This is a genomic window from Salegentibacter sp. T436, assembly GCF_001932675.1.
GTDB lineage: Bacteria > Bacteroidota > Bacteroidia > Flavobacteriales > Flavobacteriaceae > Salegentibacter > Salegentibacter agarivorans.
The window spans coordinates 3,934,808-3,951,682 of sequence record NZ_CP012872.1 but is presented as its reverse complement, the minus strand read 5'-3'; the positions used below and the strand labels follow the sequence as shown (position 1 = coordinate 3,951,682).

Annotated in this window: 10 protein-coding genes; all 10 read left to right on the top strand. The window is 38.9% G+C overall.

Annotated elements, in window-relative coordinates; all coding sequences use genetic code 11:
* The first annotated feature begins 8 nt into the window (after window positions 1-8).
* The 10 genes from AO058_RS17625 to AO058_RS17580 all read left to right on the top strand — a co-directional run bounded on the left by AO058_RS17625 (window position 9) and on the right by AO058_RS17580 (window position 16,874).
* Window positions 9-1,781: an L-fucose isomerase gene (locus tag AO058_RS17625; protein WP_156858160.1), complete on the top strand. Its 1,773-nt coding sequence runs from the start codon at window positions 9-11 to the stop codon at window positions 1,779-1,781.
* A gap of 108 nt (window positions 1,782-1,889) precedes the next feature.
* The gene (fucP, locus tag AO058_RS17620; protein WP_232228867.1) at window positions 1,890-3,092 is read left to right on the top strand and encodes an L-fucose:H+ symporter permease; all 1,203 of its coding nucleotides are present in this window, start codon (window positions 1,890-1,892) and stop codon (window positions 3,090-3,092) included.
* A complete protein-coding gene (locus AO058_RS17615) occupies window positions 3,082-4,764 on the top strand; it encodes a ribulokinase (RefSeq protein ID WP_232228866.1) in 1,683 nt (560 codons plus the stop codon). The genes fucP and AO058_RS17615 overlap by 11 nt, the downstream gene beginning before the upstream one ends.
* A 1-nt stretch (window position 4,765) precedes the next feature.
* Window positions 4,766-6,682 carry a glycoside hydrolase family 172 protein gene (locus AO058_RS17610; RefSeq protein ID WP_075327728.1) on the top strand — a complete coding sequence of 639 codons (1,917 nt, stop codon included), beginning with the start codon at window positions 4,766-4,768 and terminating at the stop codon, window positions 6,680-6,682.
* A 33-nt stretch (window positions 6,683-6,715) separates the two neighbouring features.
* On the top strand, window positions 6,716-7,867 hold the full coding sequence (locus tag AO058_RS17605; RefSeq protein WP_075327727.1) for a glycoside hydrolase family 172 protein: 1,152 nt from the start codon (window positions 6,716-6,718) through the stop codon (window positions 7,865-7,867).
* Between the two features lie 3 nt (window positions 7,868-7,870).
* The gene (locus tag AO058_RS17600) at window positions 7,871-8,962 is read left to right on the top strand and encodes a hypothetical protein (RefSeq protein WP_075327726.1); all 1,092 of its coding nucleotides are present in this window, start codon (window positions 7,871-7,873) and stop codon (window positions 8,960-8,962) included.
* A gap of 42 nt (window positions 8,963-9,004) precedes the next feature.
* The gene (locus AO058_RS17595) at window positions 9,005-10,258 is read left to right on the top strand and encodes a DUF4185 domain-containing protein (protein ID WP_083634213.1); all 1,254 of its coding nucleotides are present in this window, start codon (window positions 9,005-9,007) and stop codon (window positions 10,256-10,258) included.
* 370 nt (window positions 10,259-10,628) lie between these two features.
* Window positions 10,629-13,655, top strand: a complete 3,027-nt coding sequence (locus AO058_RS17590; protein ID WP_198036123.1) for a SusC/RagA family TonB-linked outer membrane protein — start codon at window positions 10,629-10,631, stop codon at window positions 13,653-13,655.
* Between the two features lie 18 nt (window positions 13,656-13,673).
* Window positions 13,674-15,125 (top strand): RagB/SusD family nutrient uptake outer membrane protein, encoded by a 1,452-nt coding sequence (locus tag AO058_RS17585; protein ID WP_075327723.1) that lies wholly within the window; start codon window positions 13,674-13,676, stop codon window positions 15,123-15,125.
* A gap of 72 nt (window positions 15,126-15,197) precedes the next feature.
* A complete protein-coding gene (locus AO058_RS17580; protein ID WP_075327722.1) occupies window positions 15,198-16,874 on the top strand; it encodes a DUF4185 domain-containing protein in 1,677 nt (558 codons plus the stop codon).
* The last annotated feature ends 1 nt before the right edge of the window (window position 16,875 follow it).

Genomic DNA, 16,875 nt, shown 5'->3' with positions numbered 1-16,875 from the left:
ATATTATCATGTTGAAAATCACTAAATATCCTAAAATAGGAATTCGCCCCATTATAGATGGCCGTTTAGGCGGTGTAAGAGAATCTTTGGAAGAGAAAACCATGGAAATGGCTAAAACAGTGGCATCTTTATATGAAAAGCAGTTGCGATATCCCGATGGCGAGCCAGTAAAATGCGTTATTGCCAATACCTGTATCGGCGGGATAAAAGAAGCCGTTAGCTGCGATGAAAACTTTAAATCTGAAAACGTCGGAGTTTCCCTTTCGGTTACTCCTTGTTGGGCTTACGGAATCGAAACAATGGATTTTGATCCTCATATCCCAAAAGCCATTTGGGGGTATAATGGTACCGAAAGACCCGGGGGTGTATATCTTGCTGCTACCCTTGCTGCACATAACCAAAAGGGTTTACCTGCGTTCGGAATTTACGGAAACGATGTACAGGATTTATCCGATAACGGTATTCCAGAAGATGTAGAGGCTAAATTACTCACCTTTGCCAAAGCTGGTTTAGCAGTCTCCCTTATGCGCAATAAATCCTATCTAGCAATTGGAAGTGTCTCTATGGGAATAGCCGCTTCGGCTGTAGATCCTGATTTTTTTCAGGAATTTCTGGGGATGCGTAATGAATATGTGGATTCTTCTGAAGTTTTGCGAAGGATAGAACAAGAGATTTATGATAAAGAAGAATTCAAAAAGGCGCTTGCCTGGACTAAAGAACATTGCAAAGAGGGGGAAGATTATAACGAAAAAGAAAAGCAGCGTTCTCGTGACCAAAAGGATGATGATTGGGAATTCGTTGTAAAAATGACCTTGATTATTCGTGATTTGATGCAAGGTAATCCTAAGCTTAAGGATCTTGGTTACGGGGAAGAAGCCCAGGGGCATGAAGCAATTGTTTCTGGTTTTCAGGGTCAACGGCAATGGACTGATTTTCTTCCCAATGGTGATTTTGCCGAAGCGATATTGAATTCATCTTTCGACTGGAATGGAATCCGTTCACCTTATATGGTGGCCACCGAAAATGATGCCTTAAATGGGGTTTCCATGTTATTCAATTATCTTCTTACCAACCGGGCGCAAATTTTTGCTGATGTTCGTACCTATTGGAGTCCTGATGCTGTAGAGCGGGTTACGGGCTGGAAACCGGAAGGTACCGCTGAAAATGGGTTTATTCATCTAATCAATTCCGGTTCGGCTACTCTGGATGGTTCCGGCCGACAAACAGAAAACGGGAAGCCGGTAATGAAACCTTATTGGGAGATTTCAGAAAAAGAAATGCAGGATTGTTTGGAGGCTACGATCTGGTACCCGGCAAGTTTGGGTTATTTTAGAGGTGGTGGTTTTTCTTCAAATTTTCTTACAAAAGGGAAAATGCCGGTTACCATGTCGCGTATTAATTTAATCAAAGGAATTGGTCCTGCCTTGCAAATTGCAGAAGGTTACACTATAGATCTACCGGAAAATGTTCATCAAAAGCTTGATGAACGCACAGACCGTACATGGCCTACTACCTGGTTCGTACCAAAACTTACTGATAAAGTTGCATTTTCCAAGGTATATGAAGTAATGAATAATTGGGGTTCTAACCACGGAGCGATTTCTTATGGGCATATAGGGAAGGATTTGATAGCATTAGCATCAATGCTTCGCATTCCGGTGTGTATGCATAACGTGGAAGATAATAAGATATTCAGGCCGACTGCCTGGAACTCTTTCGGTATGGATAAGGAAGGCGCCGATTATAGAGCCTGCAAAAATTATGGACCACTTTATAAATAGTCAGAAATGGGAGGCAAAGATTCGAAAATATCATTAATCAGGCCTGGGAATGCATGGCCATTTATCTTGGTGACGAGCCTCTTCTTTTTATGGGGGCTGGCCAATAATATGACAGACACACTTTTGGCTGCATTCAAAAGGATTATGAGCATGTCTGATTTTCAGACTTCCTGGATTCAAATGGCTTTTTACGGTTCTTATTTTTTGCTCGCCTTACCAGCCGCGATTCTGATTAAAAAATATACTTATAAATCGGGAGTACTGGTAGGGCTCGGATTTTTTATTATTGGAGCCTTACTCTTCTATCCGGCCAGTATTACTATGGTTTATGGGCACTTTCTGGCAGCACTTTTTATTCTGGCCGGAGGTCTGTCAATATTAGAGACTGCAGCCAATCCTTATATTATCGCTATGGGGCCGGAGGAAACAGGAACAAGAAGATTAAACCTTGCTCAGTCATTTAACCCTATCGGGTCGATTACGGGAGTTTTATTGAGTAAATTCTTTATCCTTTCCCATCTTAATTTATCCAGTGCTGAAGAACGCTCCGGAATGGAAGCAGCAGAATTACAGGCTATCCAGTCGGCGGAACTAACTTCGGTGATGGGCACATACGTTGGTGTAGCCTTTTTTCTACTGTTAGTTTGGATATTGGTAAAATTCACTAAAATGCCCAAGGCTTCAGATGAAGACAATAACCTACAAATAAAAGCAAGTTTGAAGCGGTTATGGCAAAATAAAAATTACCGATGGTCGGTTATCACCCAATTCTTTTATATGGGTGCTCAAATTGGCGTATGGTCTTATACCATTAGATATGTAATGCAGGAACTTGGTCTAAACGAAGATGATTCCTCTACCTATTATCTTGGCTCGCTCATATTATTTTCCGGGTCCCGATTTATTTTCACAGGATTAATGAAATATTTTAGCCCCCGGGTATTGTTACTCGCCAGTGCTATTGGAGGTGGAATTAGCACCCTGTTAGTAATTTCCACCGGCGGAATAACCGGAGTAATTGCTTTAGTGGCTATTTCTGGGTTTATGTCTTTAATGTTTCCCACAATTTACGGTTTGGGAATGACCAAATTGGGAAAGGATACGAAAATTGGAGGTTCCGGCCTTATTATGGCCATTCTTGGTGGTGCTGTACTTACTGCAGTGCAAGGACAGATTTCGGATATGACGGGAAGTATTCACCTTTCTTTTTATATGCCTCTTTTCTGTTTTGCAGTGGTTGCTTTATATGCAATTATTCAAAATAAAATTCAACCTTCCGGTCTCAAACCTGGAAAAACCTTTGAAGAATAATAAAATGAATACTGAGGAAAAATATGTTATAGGCGTAGATTTTGGAACAAGTTCCGTACGTGCTTTATTGATTAATGCCGATAACGGAGAGGAAAAATCGGTTTCGGAATTTTTCTATCCCCGGTGGAACCAGGGGTTATTTTGTGACCCTTCCCGAAACCAATTTCGTCAGCATCCGTTGGATTATATCGAGGGGATCGAATTTGTAATTAAGGATTTAATAGAAAAAGCTGGAGAAAACGTTAGGGAAAACGTGAAAGCGATTTCTATAGACACTACCGGTTCTACGCCTGTAGCCGTTGATGAAAAAGGTGTTCCGCTTGCCTTGAATCCGGAATTTAAAGAAAATCCAAATGCCATGTTTTTTCTTTGGAAAGACCATACTGCAGTGCAGGAAGCAGAGGAAATCAATAATTATGCGAGTGAATTTGAGACAAATTATTTAAAATATGTGGGTGGAATTTATTCTTCGGAATGGTTTTGGGCCAAGTTGCTCTATGCTTTACGAAAAGATGCTGCTGTTAAAAAAGCCTGTTTTTCCTGGGTTGAACATTGCGATTGGATGCCATTTTTACTTACTGGTGGCAAAAATGCATTAGCTATTAAAAGGGGAACTTGTGCAGCGGGACATAAGGGATTATGGGCAGAAGAATTTGTAGGTTTCCCTCCTGAAGAATTCTTTTCCGGACTGGATACGTCACTGAAAAATATTAGAAAAAATCTTCCTGATAAAACTTATTCTGCTGATAAAGTCGCTGGAACCTTATCGGCCGAATGGGCAAACAAATTTGGACTTTCTACCAATGTTTTGATAGGAGTTGGAGCCCTTGATGCGCACATGGGGGCTGTAGGCGGACAGATTGAGCCTTATTTTCTGAGCAAAGTAATGGGGACTTCAACTTGTGATATGATGGTTGCCCCGGGAGAAGAGATGAAAGAAACCCTGGTTCGTGGTATTTGTGGACAGGTACAGAGTTCAGTGGTTCCCGGGATGCAGGGGATGGAAGCTGGCCAGTCTGCTTTTGGAGATATTTATGCCTGGTTCCGAGAACTGTTGTTTTGGCCGGTAAAGAATATGCTTTCTGAATCTGAATTAATCAATAAGGAAACGGCTGAAAAACTTCAGCAGGAAATAAAAAACAATATTTTAAAGAAATTAAATTCTGAAGCGTCAAAAATTCCACTTTCCAAAGACCTTGAATTAGCTGTTGATTGGTTAAACGGGCGGAGAACGCCCGATGCCAATCAATTATTGAAAGGAGCCATTACAAATCTAAGCTTGGGTAGCGATGCTCCTAAAATATACAGAAGCTTTGTTGAAGCTACCTGTTTTGGTTCCCGTAAAATTGTAGAGCGATTTAAAGAAGAAGGAATTCCGGTAAAGGGAATAATCGGAGTGGGCGGGGTTGCCAAAAAATCACCATTTATTATGCAAATGATGGCCGATGTATTGGGAATGCCTATTAAAGTCCATAAATCGGAACAAACCTGTGCCTCGGGCGCTGCGATGTTTGCTGCAACGATAGCGGGAATTTATCCAAATGTTGAAGTTGCCATGCATAAATTAGGACAAGGTTTCGAGGAAGAATATCAACCTGATTTAGACAAGCATGAAATTTATATCCTTAGGTATGAAGAGTATAAATCGGTTTGTGGATTTCTAGAAAAATAATATGATGAAAAAGAATTGTGTAACGATTTTAATAGTTCTGATTTTCGGATCAAACCTTTACGCTCAAAAGAAAACTGTAACGGTAGCTTCAGAATTAAAAAAACTTCATCAGGTGGAGGAGCTGCCAGGTTATATAGAACAAACGAAACTTTTGCAGGTTTCTTCTTATGACACCACAGGTGGGAATGATGATGGCTTTAGTGGTGATTATTCATTTATTAGGAAAAACCCTGATAGCAGTTTAGTGATATTTGAGGCAGAAGGAAATGGGGTCATTAACCGGATTTGGACCCCAACGCCTACTGAAGACACACTTGATTTTTATTTCGGAAATGAGAAATCTCCTTCATATTCTGTTAAATTTTCTGATTTGTTTTCCGGAGAAGTAGCTCCTTTTGAAGAGCCGCTGGCAGGAAACGAAATAGGAGGATTTTATAATTATTTTCCTATTCCCTTTAAAGATGGTTGTAAGATTGTTATTCGGGGTAAGAAACTTGAGTTTTATCAAATTCAGTACAGGACTTATCCTGAAGAATATGAGATGGAAATTTTTTCAGGAGAAATATCAACAGAGGCTAAAAATGAATTGGAAAGACTTAAGAGAGCTTGGAATAACATAGCAGATATAGAATCAGAAATAGATAAGACAACAGATACAATCCTGAAACCGGGCGAAAACCTTACTCTAGCCCAATTTTTTGATAAAGGTGGTCGAATTTTGGGCATAACACTGGAAAATGCGAAAGCTTTCGAAGGGGTAAATAAACAGGTAGATATTAAAATTACATGGGATAATGAAGATAAGCCTGCAGTATATATGCCGGTAGCCGATTTCTTTGGGTATGCTTTTGGCGAAGTTTCCATGCAAAGCCTTTTGCTGGGGTCTAGAAATAATATAAATTATTGTTACTATCCAATGCCTTTTGATAATAGTGCAAAAATAGAATTGATTTATCGTCCTTCCGAAAAACCTAAAAATGACGATCCTATTCAAATAAAATCAGAAGTATGGGCTTCAAAAAAAATGAGAAATCCTGAGGAAGAAGGTAAATTCTATACGTATTGGAATAAAAATATAAATGCCCCGTTAGGGGAGCCTCACACTTTTCTGAAGGGTGAAGGGAAGGGCCATTATGTAGGTACTATTTTGCAAACGCAAGGCTTGGAACCCGGAATGACCTTGTTTTTTGAAGGTGATGACGTGACGACTATAGATGGGGAGATGCGAGTGCATGGTACCGGTTCTGAAGATTATTTTAATGGAGGTTGGTATGCACTTTTGAATCGATGGGATCGTAAGATTAGTCTTCCGCTTCACGGAGCACTAGATTATTCTTTGCCATATTCCCGAACCGGGGGTTATCGATTATTTATATCAGATAAAATGCCCTTTGATGAAAGTATTGAACACACCATTGAACACGGTCCCGAAGAAAACAATAAACCGGTAGATTATACATCGGCCGCATTTTATTACGCGGGGTCACCAGTGCATAAAGACCAGCCTGAACCAGCTAATGAACTCACTGGAACTTATATTCCCGATACTTTTGTCTTATACCCACAACTTTTAAAATATAGTATAGCCGGAAAAGTAAGCGTAGAAGGAGAAATACTTTCTTCCCCAACCGGAGGACAGGTAAGGATAATTTTAAGTGAAGTGCCAAAAGGTGATTATAAATTGTACGCCGATATTGAAAAATGGTATGAAGGTGCTGAAATAAGTGTTTGGCAACGTCAAAAGGAAGTTGCGGAATCGGTTTCTTTTTATTCCGAAGAAAACCGTGATGAAAACGAGGTGTATTTTAGTGATATTGAATTAGATGATTTTAGGAAAACTATAACCATTAAATTTAAAGAAGATGAAGAACGATCGAAAATCATGGTAAAACGTTGGATTTTAAAACGTCAGCAATAAATTAAGTCAGAACCAATAACTAAAATTAATTTTATGAAAAAAGCATTCTATTTACCGATTTTTCTGTTGCTAACAGGGGGGCTGTTTGCTCAAAACCCTACAGAAAAAGAAATTTGGGAATTACGAGATTATTCGTCTGAACGTATTTCCAGTTATGACCGAAGTGGTGCCAATGACGACGGCAATTGGGCCAATAAAATTGAACCGGGAGAAACCCGAACTATTGGTGATATTGAAGGCCCTGGGATTATAAAACATTTTTGGACCACTATCGCTACCGGAGAGCCCAATCATTTAAAGAAAATTGTTTTGCGAATGTATTGGGATGGAGAAGAATCCCCCAGCGTAGAGGCGCCGATTGGTGATTTCTTTGGCCTCGGACTTGGAAGGTATTTTATGTATGAATCCAAGTTTCTTTCAGTGGGTTCTCAAAAGGCCTTAAATGCCAACTTTCCAATGCCATTTAAAGAATCGGCAAAAATTACCGTGTCCAATGAGGGGGATAATCCTATTGATGCTTATTATTATAATATTGATTGGGAAAAACATGAATCACTTCCTGAAGATATCGGGTATTTTCACGCCCAATACCGTCAGGCCGAGCCTACCGATGGATGGACTGAAGATTGGGAGGCAAACGGACAACCAAAAATCAACAATCATAAAAATGCTGATGGAGAAGGAAATTATGTGATTATGGAAGCTGAGGGCAAAGGCCATTTCATTGGAGTAACCCATAGTCTTATTCAAAACCAGGGCGACTGGTGGGGCGAAGGTGACGAAATGATCTATATCGATGGCGAGGAAGAACCTACTATTCAAGGGACCGGCGCAGAAGATTATTATCTTGGTGCATGGTGTTACGGAGGTTGTGGTATTAATCCTTTTGGCCACGAGAAACCCACTTTTGCTTATTCGGAATATGGCAACCCTTTAAATGGAGGCGATGATCGTGGGGCAGAATGGATGGTCTATCGGTTTCATTCAGAATCACCGGTCGTTTTTAATGAATCGATTAAAATGACCATTGAACACGGGCATGCTAATCACCGGTCTGACAATTATTACACAGTTGGATATTGGTACCAAAACGAACCTCACGCAGAATTCCCGGAATTACCCCCGGTAGAAGACAGAATTCCTGAAATGCAGGATACCGACGGACCTAAAAGAGGAAAAAATTAATTTATGAAAATCATTCTGAAGCATTTCATTATAATCATCGCTCTCATAGTTTTTAATGGCAGCAACTTTTTTGCTCAGAAGCAGGGGAGTGACATTAAATGGATTAGACCAAATGATAATTTTGATGAAGCGGTTTGGGGAATTGAAGGTGGTATCGTTATAGGTCTCTGGCCTTCACCAATTGAAATAGGCAAAAATTCCACCGGTGGTCCACGAGGACTTTTTAGAATAGGCTACCAGGCGGGAGGTAAGGTACATCATATTAATTATATAGCGGTAGAACCTGTGGTGGATGGGGAAATGGAGTTTAGTGAGATTTCCCCATCACGGGTGGATGAAACATGGGGAAAAATGATGTGGGCTTCTGAAAATGAAAATCCTGGAAGTTTTTCGCCGGCAGCAAGAACCCGTGGTGAAATATCTAATCCGGATTCGGAAAATCCTGAAGTTGAAGAATTGTCTTTCTATGTGTTTATGGAGAAATTTAAAAATGGCGCCCACCCATACTTTAGAGTAAGTATAAGGAGTGATAAACCTGAAGAAATTGGTTTTGAAATTTTTCACCAGGATAATAGCGCTGAAATGGAGCGATGTGTGCTTACTGCAACTATGGGGAACTATGCCAGGGCCCGTAATCTTTATTTAAAAGATGAAATAGTAAATTCCAAAGAGTTATATACGGGATATGAAGAAATCGATTTTATTGAGAAAGAAGAATATGGAAAGGATCGGATTATTAAAAATAAAGGGGGCGAATTCATCGCCATTATAGAAAGTGATGAAGATTTTGCAGAACTAGCCGCTTGGCCACAAGAAAAAAAATATTTTCAAAATCAGAACTGGCGATACCGTCCATTTTTTAAAGTGGTGCAGTACTGGAAAAAGGATTCACAGGAAGCCGATAATTCCTTACGGATAAGGGTTAATGGCAGGGCGACATATTGGGCCGGGGGCAGCAGCGATGAGTCGAATTATATCGCAATCCCCCGTGGTCCGGCTTTTGAAAATTTTGAACTAAGAGAAGATTATGAAGAAGGGCAACAGTTTTATTTCGGGATTTCTAGAAAGAATGTGGAAGAGCTTATTGCCAGGTAATTTTTATCAATTAACGAAAACGTTTGAACTTAAATATAAAGGATGATGAGGAAATTAAAGGAATACAATATTATCGGATTATTTTTGATTTTAAGTGTGTCTTTTTTTAGTTGTTCCAATGATGATGATGAAGTACCACCGGATGAAAAGGTAGAAAATGTTTCCCCAGAAACTCTTGAAGTAATCCCGGCCGATGTTGCTATTACGCAAAAAGCAATAAAAATAGAACAATTGGTGGGCCAGACTGATAGAGAAAGGGATGAGCCAACCCGAAACCGTACTTATTCGCGATATGGACTACAGGCAACCGATTTAGGAGTTCCTTTTCAGAAAGGAGATACCACTTTTGTTTTGTTTGGTGACACTTGGGGAGATCGCGGGGGTTTGCCTAACACTGTGGCTTATACTCTTGATAAAAATCCTGAGAATGGACTAGAACTTGATTTTGTGGTTGACGAGAGTGGAAGCTATTATCCCTTAACGGTTTCTCAAATTAGCCAGAATGAGTTTGAGGTTCCTACGGAAGGAATTATGATAGGCGACCAGATGTATATTTATCACACCACAGATCATAGCGCACAAGTAACTATGGGGCGATCCATACTGGCTAAATCTAATAATGATGGGGCACGTACTTTTGAATACTTGTATGATTTTTCAACCACGAAGTTTATTAATGTCTCGGTAGTTCAGGCGGCGTCTTCCTCTTGGGAGGGTTTGCCATCCGAAGAAAATGAAGAAAGTTTAATAACATTTGGATCCGGGGCATACAGGCAAAGCGAAGTATTTTTAGGTTATCAGCCAGCCCTGGAAATTGAGAATCCTCAAGCACGAAGTTATTTCGCCGGGGTAAATGAAAATGAAGAACCGGTATGGGAAGATAGTGAAATAGATGCCCTACCTATTTTTGATATGGATGTTGATTGTGTAGGTGAGTTTTCGGTTTCTTATAATGAATTTATTAAAAAATGGATATTGCTTTATAATTGTGAGAACCCACGGGGAATCAACTTGCGTACGGCAGATAATCCCTGGGGTCCCTGGACTGAGCCGCAAGTTGTTTTTGAACCCTGGGAAGATGAAGGTTATTGTAATTTTATCCACGTGAACTGGCTGGATCAAAATTGCGACGAGCTTCACGATCCCGGAAGAGAGAATGAGTGGGGGGGTGAGTATGGACCTTATCAGTTTGAGCATTTTGCCACAGGTGATGAGCAATCCACTACGATATATTTTACTATGTCTACGTGGAATCCTTATACGGTGGTCTTAATGAAAACAGAAATTTCACTGTAGGTGAAATAAATAGGCTTCAAGAGGAATGAGTATGCGAATACTGGAGGTAAATATTATTTAGTTAAGTCTAGCTCCCTGGGGAGCTAGACTATAAATCCGCCATATTAAATTTTATTTACTATTTTGAGGCCTACAGTTAGATAATGAATAAAATAATGTAAAAATAAAATTAACTTAGTATTTTTAATCGATTAAATTTGTGGATATTTAAAACTTAATTATATTAGTAAATGTTAATAATCAGTTAATAGCGAAATTAATTTAATCGATTAATTATTAAAATTTGGTTAATCGATTAACAAACTTTATTATGATGAAAAACAACCATTACAAATTAAATTGTCGCTTAGTAAATCGGGCTTTTGCAATTTTGCTTTTTGTATTAATTTCTCAAGCAGGATTTGCAAAAATACAGCAAACCGTTAATGGAACAGTAGTAGATGATTCGGGAATACCATTGCCGGGAGTAACTGTCCAAGTAGAAGGGACTGCAAGAGGAGTCACTACTAATATGGATGGTAATTTCTCAATTGAGGCATCTTCGGGTGAAGTTTTACTACTTTCTTTTTTGGGTTATAACTCTCAGGAAATCGTAGTGGATGGAGAGGAAGATTTGGAAATTATTCTTACTGAGAATATTGGTGAATTAAATGAGGTTGTTGTAGTTGGCTATGGTCAACAGCAAAAGGTAGATTTGATTGCGCCCATTCAAGTAGTAGATGATGAAGAGCTAAAAAGAATTCCCACTGCTTCTCCTACTGAGGCTTTACAGGGGCTAGTTTCTGGAGTAACAGTTTCGAACAATGGTGCTCCTGGTGCAACACCTAGTATACAGATAAGAGGGTTAGGCTCAGTTAGAGGGGACTTTTCACCACTATATGTGGTAGATGGAGTCGTTACAAAGGATATAGGTTTTTTGGATATGAACAGCATAGAAAGTATGTCTGTCTTAAAGGATGCTTCCTCTGCTGCTATATATGGAGTTCGAGCAGCTAATGGGGTGATAATAATAGAAACTAAAAGAGGAAAAAAAGGAAAACCAAGTATATCCTACGAAGGCTATGCAGGAATCCAAAAGGTCACTCCTGGGAACTTTTCCTTATTAAATAATGAAGATTATATCGATTTCACTAATAATAAGCTTGAAGCAAATGCAGCCAGGAATAATTCAACTTTCACACCATTTGATCCTAATGATTATCCTGACAATACGAACTGGTTCGATGAGATCCTAAGAACTGCGTTTACTCAAAAACATAGTTTAAATATCTCCGGGGGTTCAGAAAACAACAGGTACTTTGTCGGATTAAACTACTTTGAACAGGAAGGTGTAGTGAAGAAGAATAGTTATGAGAGGGTTAATGTCAGAATCACAGACGATATTGATTTTAGTGATTATTTCAGAGCCGGAATAAGTACCGATATGTCGATAACAAAAATTGATCATCTTGCTGGTGGCTTATTAGGACAGGCCTATCGTAATCCTCCAGTATATTCACCCAGAAATGAAGATGGGGAGTTTACAAATCCGGACAATTTAGGACTTGGACAATATGCTAACCCGGCTGCAACCTTAGATCGATGGAATAATGTTGAACCTTTTACCACTCGAAATATATCCAATATATATTTTGAACTTATGCCTATCGAAGGTTTAACCTTAAAAACCAGTTTTTCTGCGGATATAAGTAATTATAGCACCAGGAATTATGCAAGGGCCTGGAATGTATCTATTATCCAAACAGATGATTCGAATGCTTTGACCCGACAATATGGAAGACAATTCAATTATGTTTGGGATAACACTATTACATACAAACAGGAAATAGATAAGCACCGGTTTACGGTGTTAGCAGGATCTGCCTATACCTCATATTTCAGTCAGTTTTTAAATGGTTTTAATACTGGTGTAGAATATTTTTCAGATGCTTCATTGTATTTGGTGAATGGGGATGAAACTACAGAACAACAAGCTTCTGACGGTGGATCAAAAAGGGTGAATCAATCTTATTTTGGTAGGTTATCCTATACTTTCGATGACAAATACATGCTAAATGCTACTTTACGAACTGATGGTTCATCCTCATTTCCTGAAAATAATCGTTGGGGGACTTTCCCCTCCCTTGGTTTGGGTTGGGTAGCTTCTGAAGAAAGTTTCTTTAATGAATCTGAGATACTTGACTATTTAAAAATAAGAGCTAGTTATGGAATGTTGGGAAACAGCGATATTCCTCAGGGAACTTATATTTTGCCGGTTGATAATCGTCCTTACCTTTCAGCAGTTTTTGGTCCTTATGATAGTACTAATATTAGTCAAGGCGCAACAATAACTACTGCGGTACAACCCGATTTAACTTGGGAGGTAGTTGAGGAATATAATTTTGGTTTCGATTCAAACTGGTTTGACAATCAATTATCTATAGAGATGGATTATTTTTATAGAACTACTCGCGATGCTATTTTTCCGGTTATTCTCAGCGCCACATCAGGAGTGTCTACTCCCAGTGGCGGAAATGATAGGGCATATTTAGATAACAATGCTAACATATTAAATAGTGGATTAGAATTTTTGACGAGCTGGAACAAACAGGTTAATGAAGATTTTACCTATAATATAAGCGCAAATGCAACTTTTCAAAAGAATGAAATATCAGAATTGCAGACAGGCACAATTGCTTTATATAATGGCTACAGGAGTTCTTCTATCAGTCAGGTAGGTCGTCCAGTTGGTGAATTTTATGTGTATGAAGTGGAAGGCATTTTTCAGGACCAAGCAGAGGTAAACAATTATGTAGATGAAGATGGCGATTTAATTATGCCAAATGCGGTTCCGGGAGATTTCAAATATGCTGATAACAATGGAGACGGTCGTCTTGATGACCAAGATAAAATTTCAGCCGGGAATTATCTACCTTCTTTTCTTTATGGAATAAATTTCAATATGGAGTATAAAAATATTGACTTTTCTATCCAAGGTCAGGGAGTTGAAGGTGTTAGTGTATTTAATGTGAAACGAATTGATAGAAGTGGTAACCAGAACATTGATCAGGATTTTTATGATAATATGTGGCGGGGGCCAGGCACTTCAAATACCTATCCTGCTGGAGACGTATTAGGTGGTAGAAATCCAGACCCCAATTCCTTTAATGTGGAATCCGGTGATTATTTTAGGATAAGAAATATAACCTTAGGTTATACCTTTAGTGAGAATTCTTTTTTCGGAAATGCTTTATCCCGGTTCAGGATTTATGCTTCCGCTACTAACCCTGTGACTTTCCATAGGTATAACGGCTTTACGCCAGAAATATCAGGAGGTAACCCTACCAATAGAGGATACGATAATGGGGTTTATCCAATATCGGCTACTTACCTGGTAGGACTAAATATCAATTTATAATCTTTAAAACCTTTAGTTATGAAAAAAAATATTTTAGTAATTTTTCTTTCTGTTATAATTCTTGGCTGCAGCGAGGATATGGATTTCCCTACAGAAGCCTCAATGCCGGCAGAAGAGTTTTTTGAAACTGCAGAGGATGCAGTGCAAGCTTCTACAGCTATTTATGCAGAGATGCGTGTATGGGTCCATGTGGAGTCACCATTGATCGCTACCGGAGAGTTAGCATCCGATAATCTTGAAAAAGGCTCGTGTGTAGGGTGCTTTACAGAATGGTTTAATTATAAAAATTTCACTGTTTCTCCTGATGATGGCCTTTTGGATGCTCACTGGAGGGCTTGTTATTGGGCAATAAATATGTGCAATCAGGTAACCACAAATGTACCTGATATCGATATGGATCCTACACTTAGGAATAGGGTAATAGGAGAGGCCAAAGTCTGGCGAGCCTGGAATTATTTTGATTTATATCGAATTTGGGGAGGGGTTCCCATCGTAAACCAAATTCCTGTAGGGCCGGAAGCTAATATTAGAACTACAAAAGAAGAAACACTGGAGTTTGTAATCCAGGATTTGAGGGAAGCTGCAGATTTATTACCTGATTTTCACGACACAGCAAATTTAGGACGTGTAACGAAGTGGAGTGCAATGGGATTATTAGCTAAAGCGCTAATGTACCAGGAAAATTGGGAGGAAGCCAAAGCTGTGACTGATGAAATAATAAATAAGGGTGTGAGTATGAAGGGGGTGCCTCTTGATCTACATCCGAATTTTTATGAACAATTCAAGGAAGAACAGGAATATAATGAAGAATCATTACTGGAAGTACCTGCTTCTGCAATCCCAAATAACCCAGATATCTCTAATAATTTTTCCTCTAACCTGCAAGGAGTGTTAGACCAATGGGGGCAGGGAGCAATGGTGCCTTCAGATAATTTGGCAAATGCTTTTGATGAAGCGGGTGATTCCATTCGAAAAGCGGTTACTATTATTTACAGGGGGGAGGTAACCCCAGATGGGGATACAGTACAAGGAGCTGAAAGGCTAGATGGTATTGATGGTACACCACGATATAATGGAAAAGCTTATGTGCCAACTCCTAACAGGTTTGACGGATTAGGAAATTTTGGTCCTCAACGAAATATAAGGTTGCTGAGATTTGCAGAAATTTTACTTATAAATGCCGAAGCTGCTTTACACGTGGGTGGAGACGCTGCTACACCCTTAAATAGAGTTAGGGAAAGGGTAGATCTTCCACCAATAGAAAATCCCACTTTTGAGGATATTTGGTTTGAAAGACGTTTGGAACTTGCAGGAGAGCAAGATAGGTTCTATGATTTGGTGAGAACTGGTCGAGCCAATGAAGTGCTTGCTCCCCAAGGTTTTGAAGCTGGTAAAAATGAATTATATCCAATTCCGGCTGAACAAATCCGGCAAACCGATTATGAAATGGAACAAAATCCAGGCTACTAAGTTTGTTTGAAGAAAGGGTTTTGCTTTTTATGGCAAGGCCCTTTTATATTATTCATAAAAAAATTAGCAATAGTGAAAATTTTAAAAACATATTTTATTTTTCTTTCCCTTCTTTTTGCCTTTGGCTGTAACAAGAATGAGACTGACCAAGAGAAAGATGAAAAAGATACCACAACACCACCAGACCCGATAGCGGAAAATTCACCTATAGAAAGCAGTTTTTTTGCAACTGCCTATATTGAACAAAAGGCTACTTATGATCCTGCGAGTGATGGAGATCTATGGCCTTCTGCCTGGGCAAATGATGATATTTTATATTCGGCCAATGGTGATGGTAAAGGATTTAATTTAAATGCAGAGTGGTCTGATATTGTTTTTAACAAAATTAGCGGTAATCCTGAAAATGAAAATATTATAGGAGAAAGAATAGCAAGTGGTAATCAATTAGGACAGGTATGGAGCGATCCTGCTTTTTTTAACCGAAAACCTACAGGTCTTACCGCTGTGGATGGAACCCTTTATATGGCTGTTCAGGATTTAGTGAGTGAAGGCCCTAATATATTTAATGAAGTTCCATCTGCGACAATTCTAAAGTCAGATGATAAAGGTGAAACCTGGGAATGGGACCAAAATAGACCAATGTTTACTAATCATAATTTTACCACCATTTTCTTCTTAGATTATGGAAAAGGAGGGGGTGACAATATTTTTGATGAATATGTTTATGCCTATGGAATGGATAATAACTGGCGCGATTCATTTAGCGATGTAGTTCCAGATCCTACTGAACTTTATTTAGCACGTATTCCAAATGATGAAGTGTTGGATATATCCAAATGGGAATTTTATACGGGTAATTTAGATGGTTCAGATTCGTGGTCAGCGCCAGGAATGCTGGAAGAACGTCAACCTGTACTGGTAGATGAGGAAAGACGCTATAGCAATTCGAATAACTTTAGTGTAATTTCACAGGGTAGTGTTGTTTATAATAAGGCAGTAGATAGGTATATTTATACTTCCTGGACTGAATATACTTTCGAATTTTATGAAGCTCCAAAACCATGGGGCCCATGGAAATTATTTTTATCTAAAGATTTCGGACCTTACCCCTGGACGGATACCAATTTTGGGGGGTATGCAACCACAATTCCCTCTAAATTTATTTCAAACGATGGAAAAAAAATGTGGGTTTCTTCAAGTACATTCACCGGAGGAGTAGAGTATTATAATATGTCATTTAGAAAATTATGGGTGAGTCTACATGATGAAAACCAATCTCCTGAAAATAATAAAAACAATCAGAATCTGGCTTTCTCTCCAGATCTAACAGAGGTTGCTCCTATTACTGCTGGGGGAGTAGAAAATTCCGATCTGACAATCATTAACGATAATGAACTGGACCAAGAAATCTGCAGTAAAAGAGCAGATAATCGGGTTAATAATTTTTGGGGTTACACTTTTGCAAAGCCATATAAATTTAACGAGGTAACTTACCATACCGGAGAAATTTCATCTAATGGCGGGTGGTTTAAAAATTTAAGGGTTCAGGTAAGGCAGGATTTTGAATGGGTTGATGTGGAAAACACACAAATCTCTCCCGACTATTCATATGATATGGAAGTTGAAAGCGATGCAGAATATCAATTAAAGTTTGATGAAATTTGGGGCGATGGAATAAGAATTATTGGTATTCCAGGAGGATCTACATCGTTTACTTCAATTAGAGAATTAGAAGTATTTTATAAATAAA

Coding starts and splice junctions, on each gene's coding strand:
- AO058_RS17625 (WP_156858160.1), top strand. CDS start 9: ATGTTGAAAATCACTAAATATCCTAAAATAGGAATTCGCCCCATTATA.
- fucP (WP_232228867.1), top strand. CDS start 1,890: ATGACAGACACACTTTTGGCTGCATTCAAAAGGATTATGAGCATGTCT.
- AO058_RS17610 (WP_075327728.1), top strand. CDS start 4,766: ATGATGAAAAAGAATTGTGTAACGATTTTAATAGTTCTGATTTTCGGA.
- AO058_RS17605 (WP_075327727.1), top strand. CDS start 6,716: ATGAAAAAAGCATTCTATTTACCGATTTTTCTGTTGCTAACAGGGGGG.
- AO058_RS17600 (WP_075327726.1), top strand. CDS start 7,871: ATGAAAATCATTCTGAAGCATTTCATTATAATCATCGCTCTCATAGTT.
- AO058_RS17595 (WP_083634213.1), top strand. CDS start 9,005: ATGATGAGGAAATTAAAGGAATACAATATTATCGGATTATTTTTGATT.
- AO058_RS17585 (WP_075327723.1), top strand. CDS start 13,674: ATGAAAAAAAATATTTTAGTAATTTTTCTTTCTGTTATAATTCTTGGC.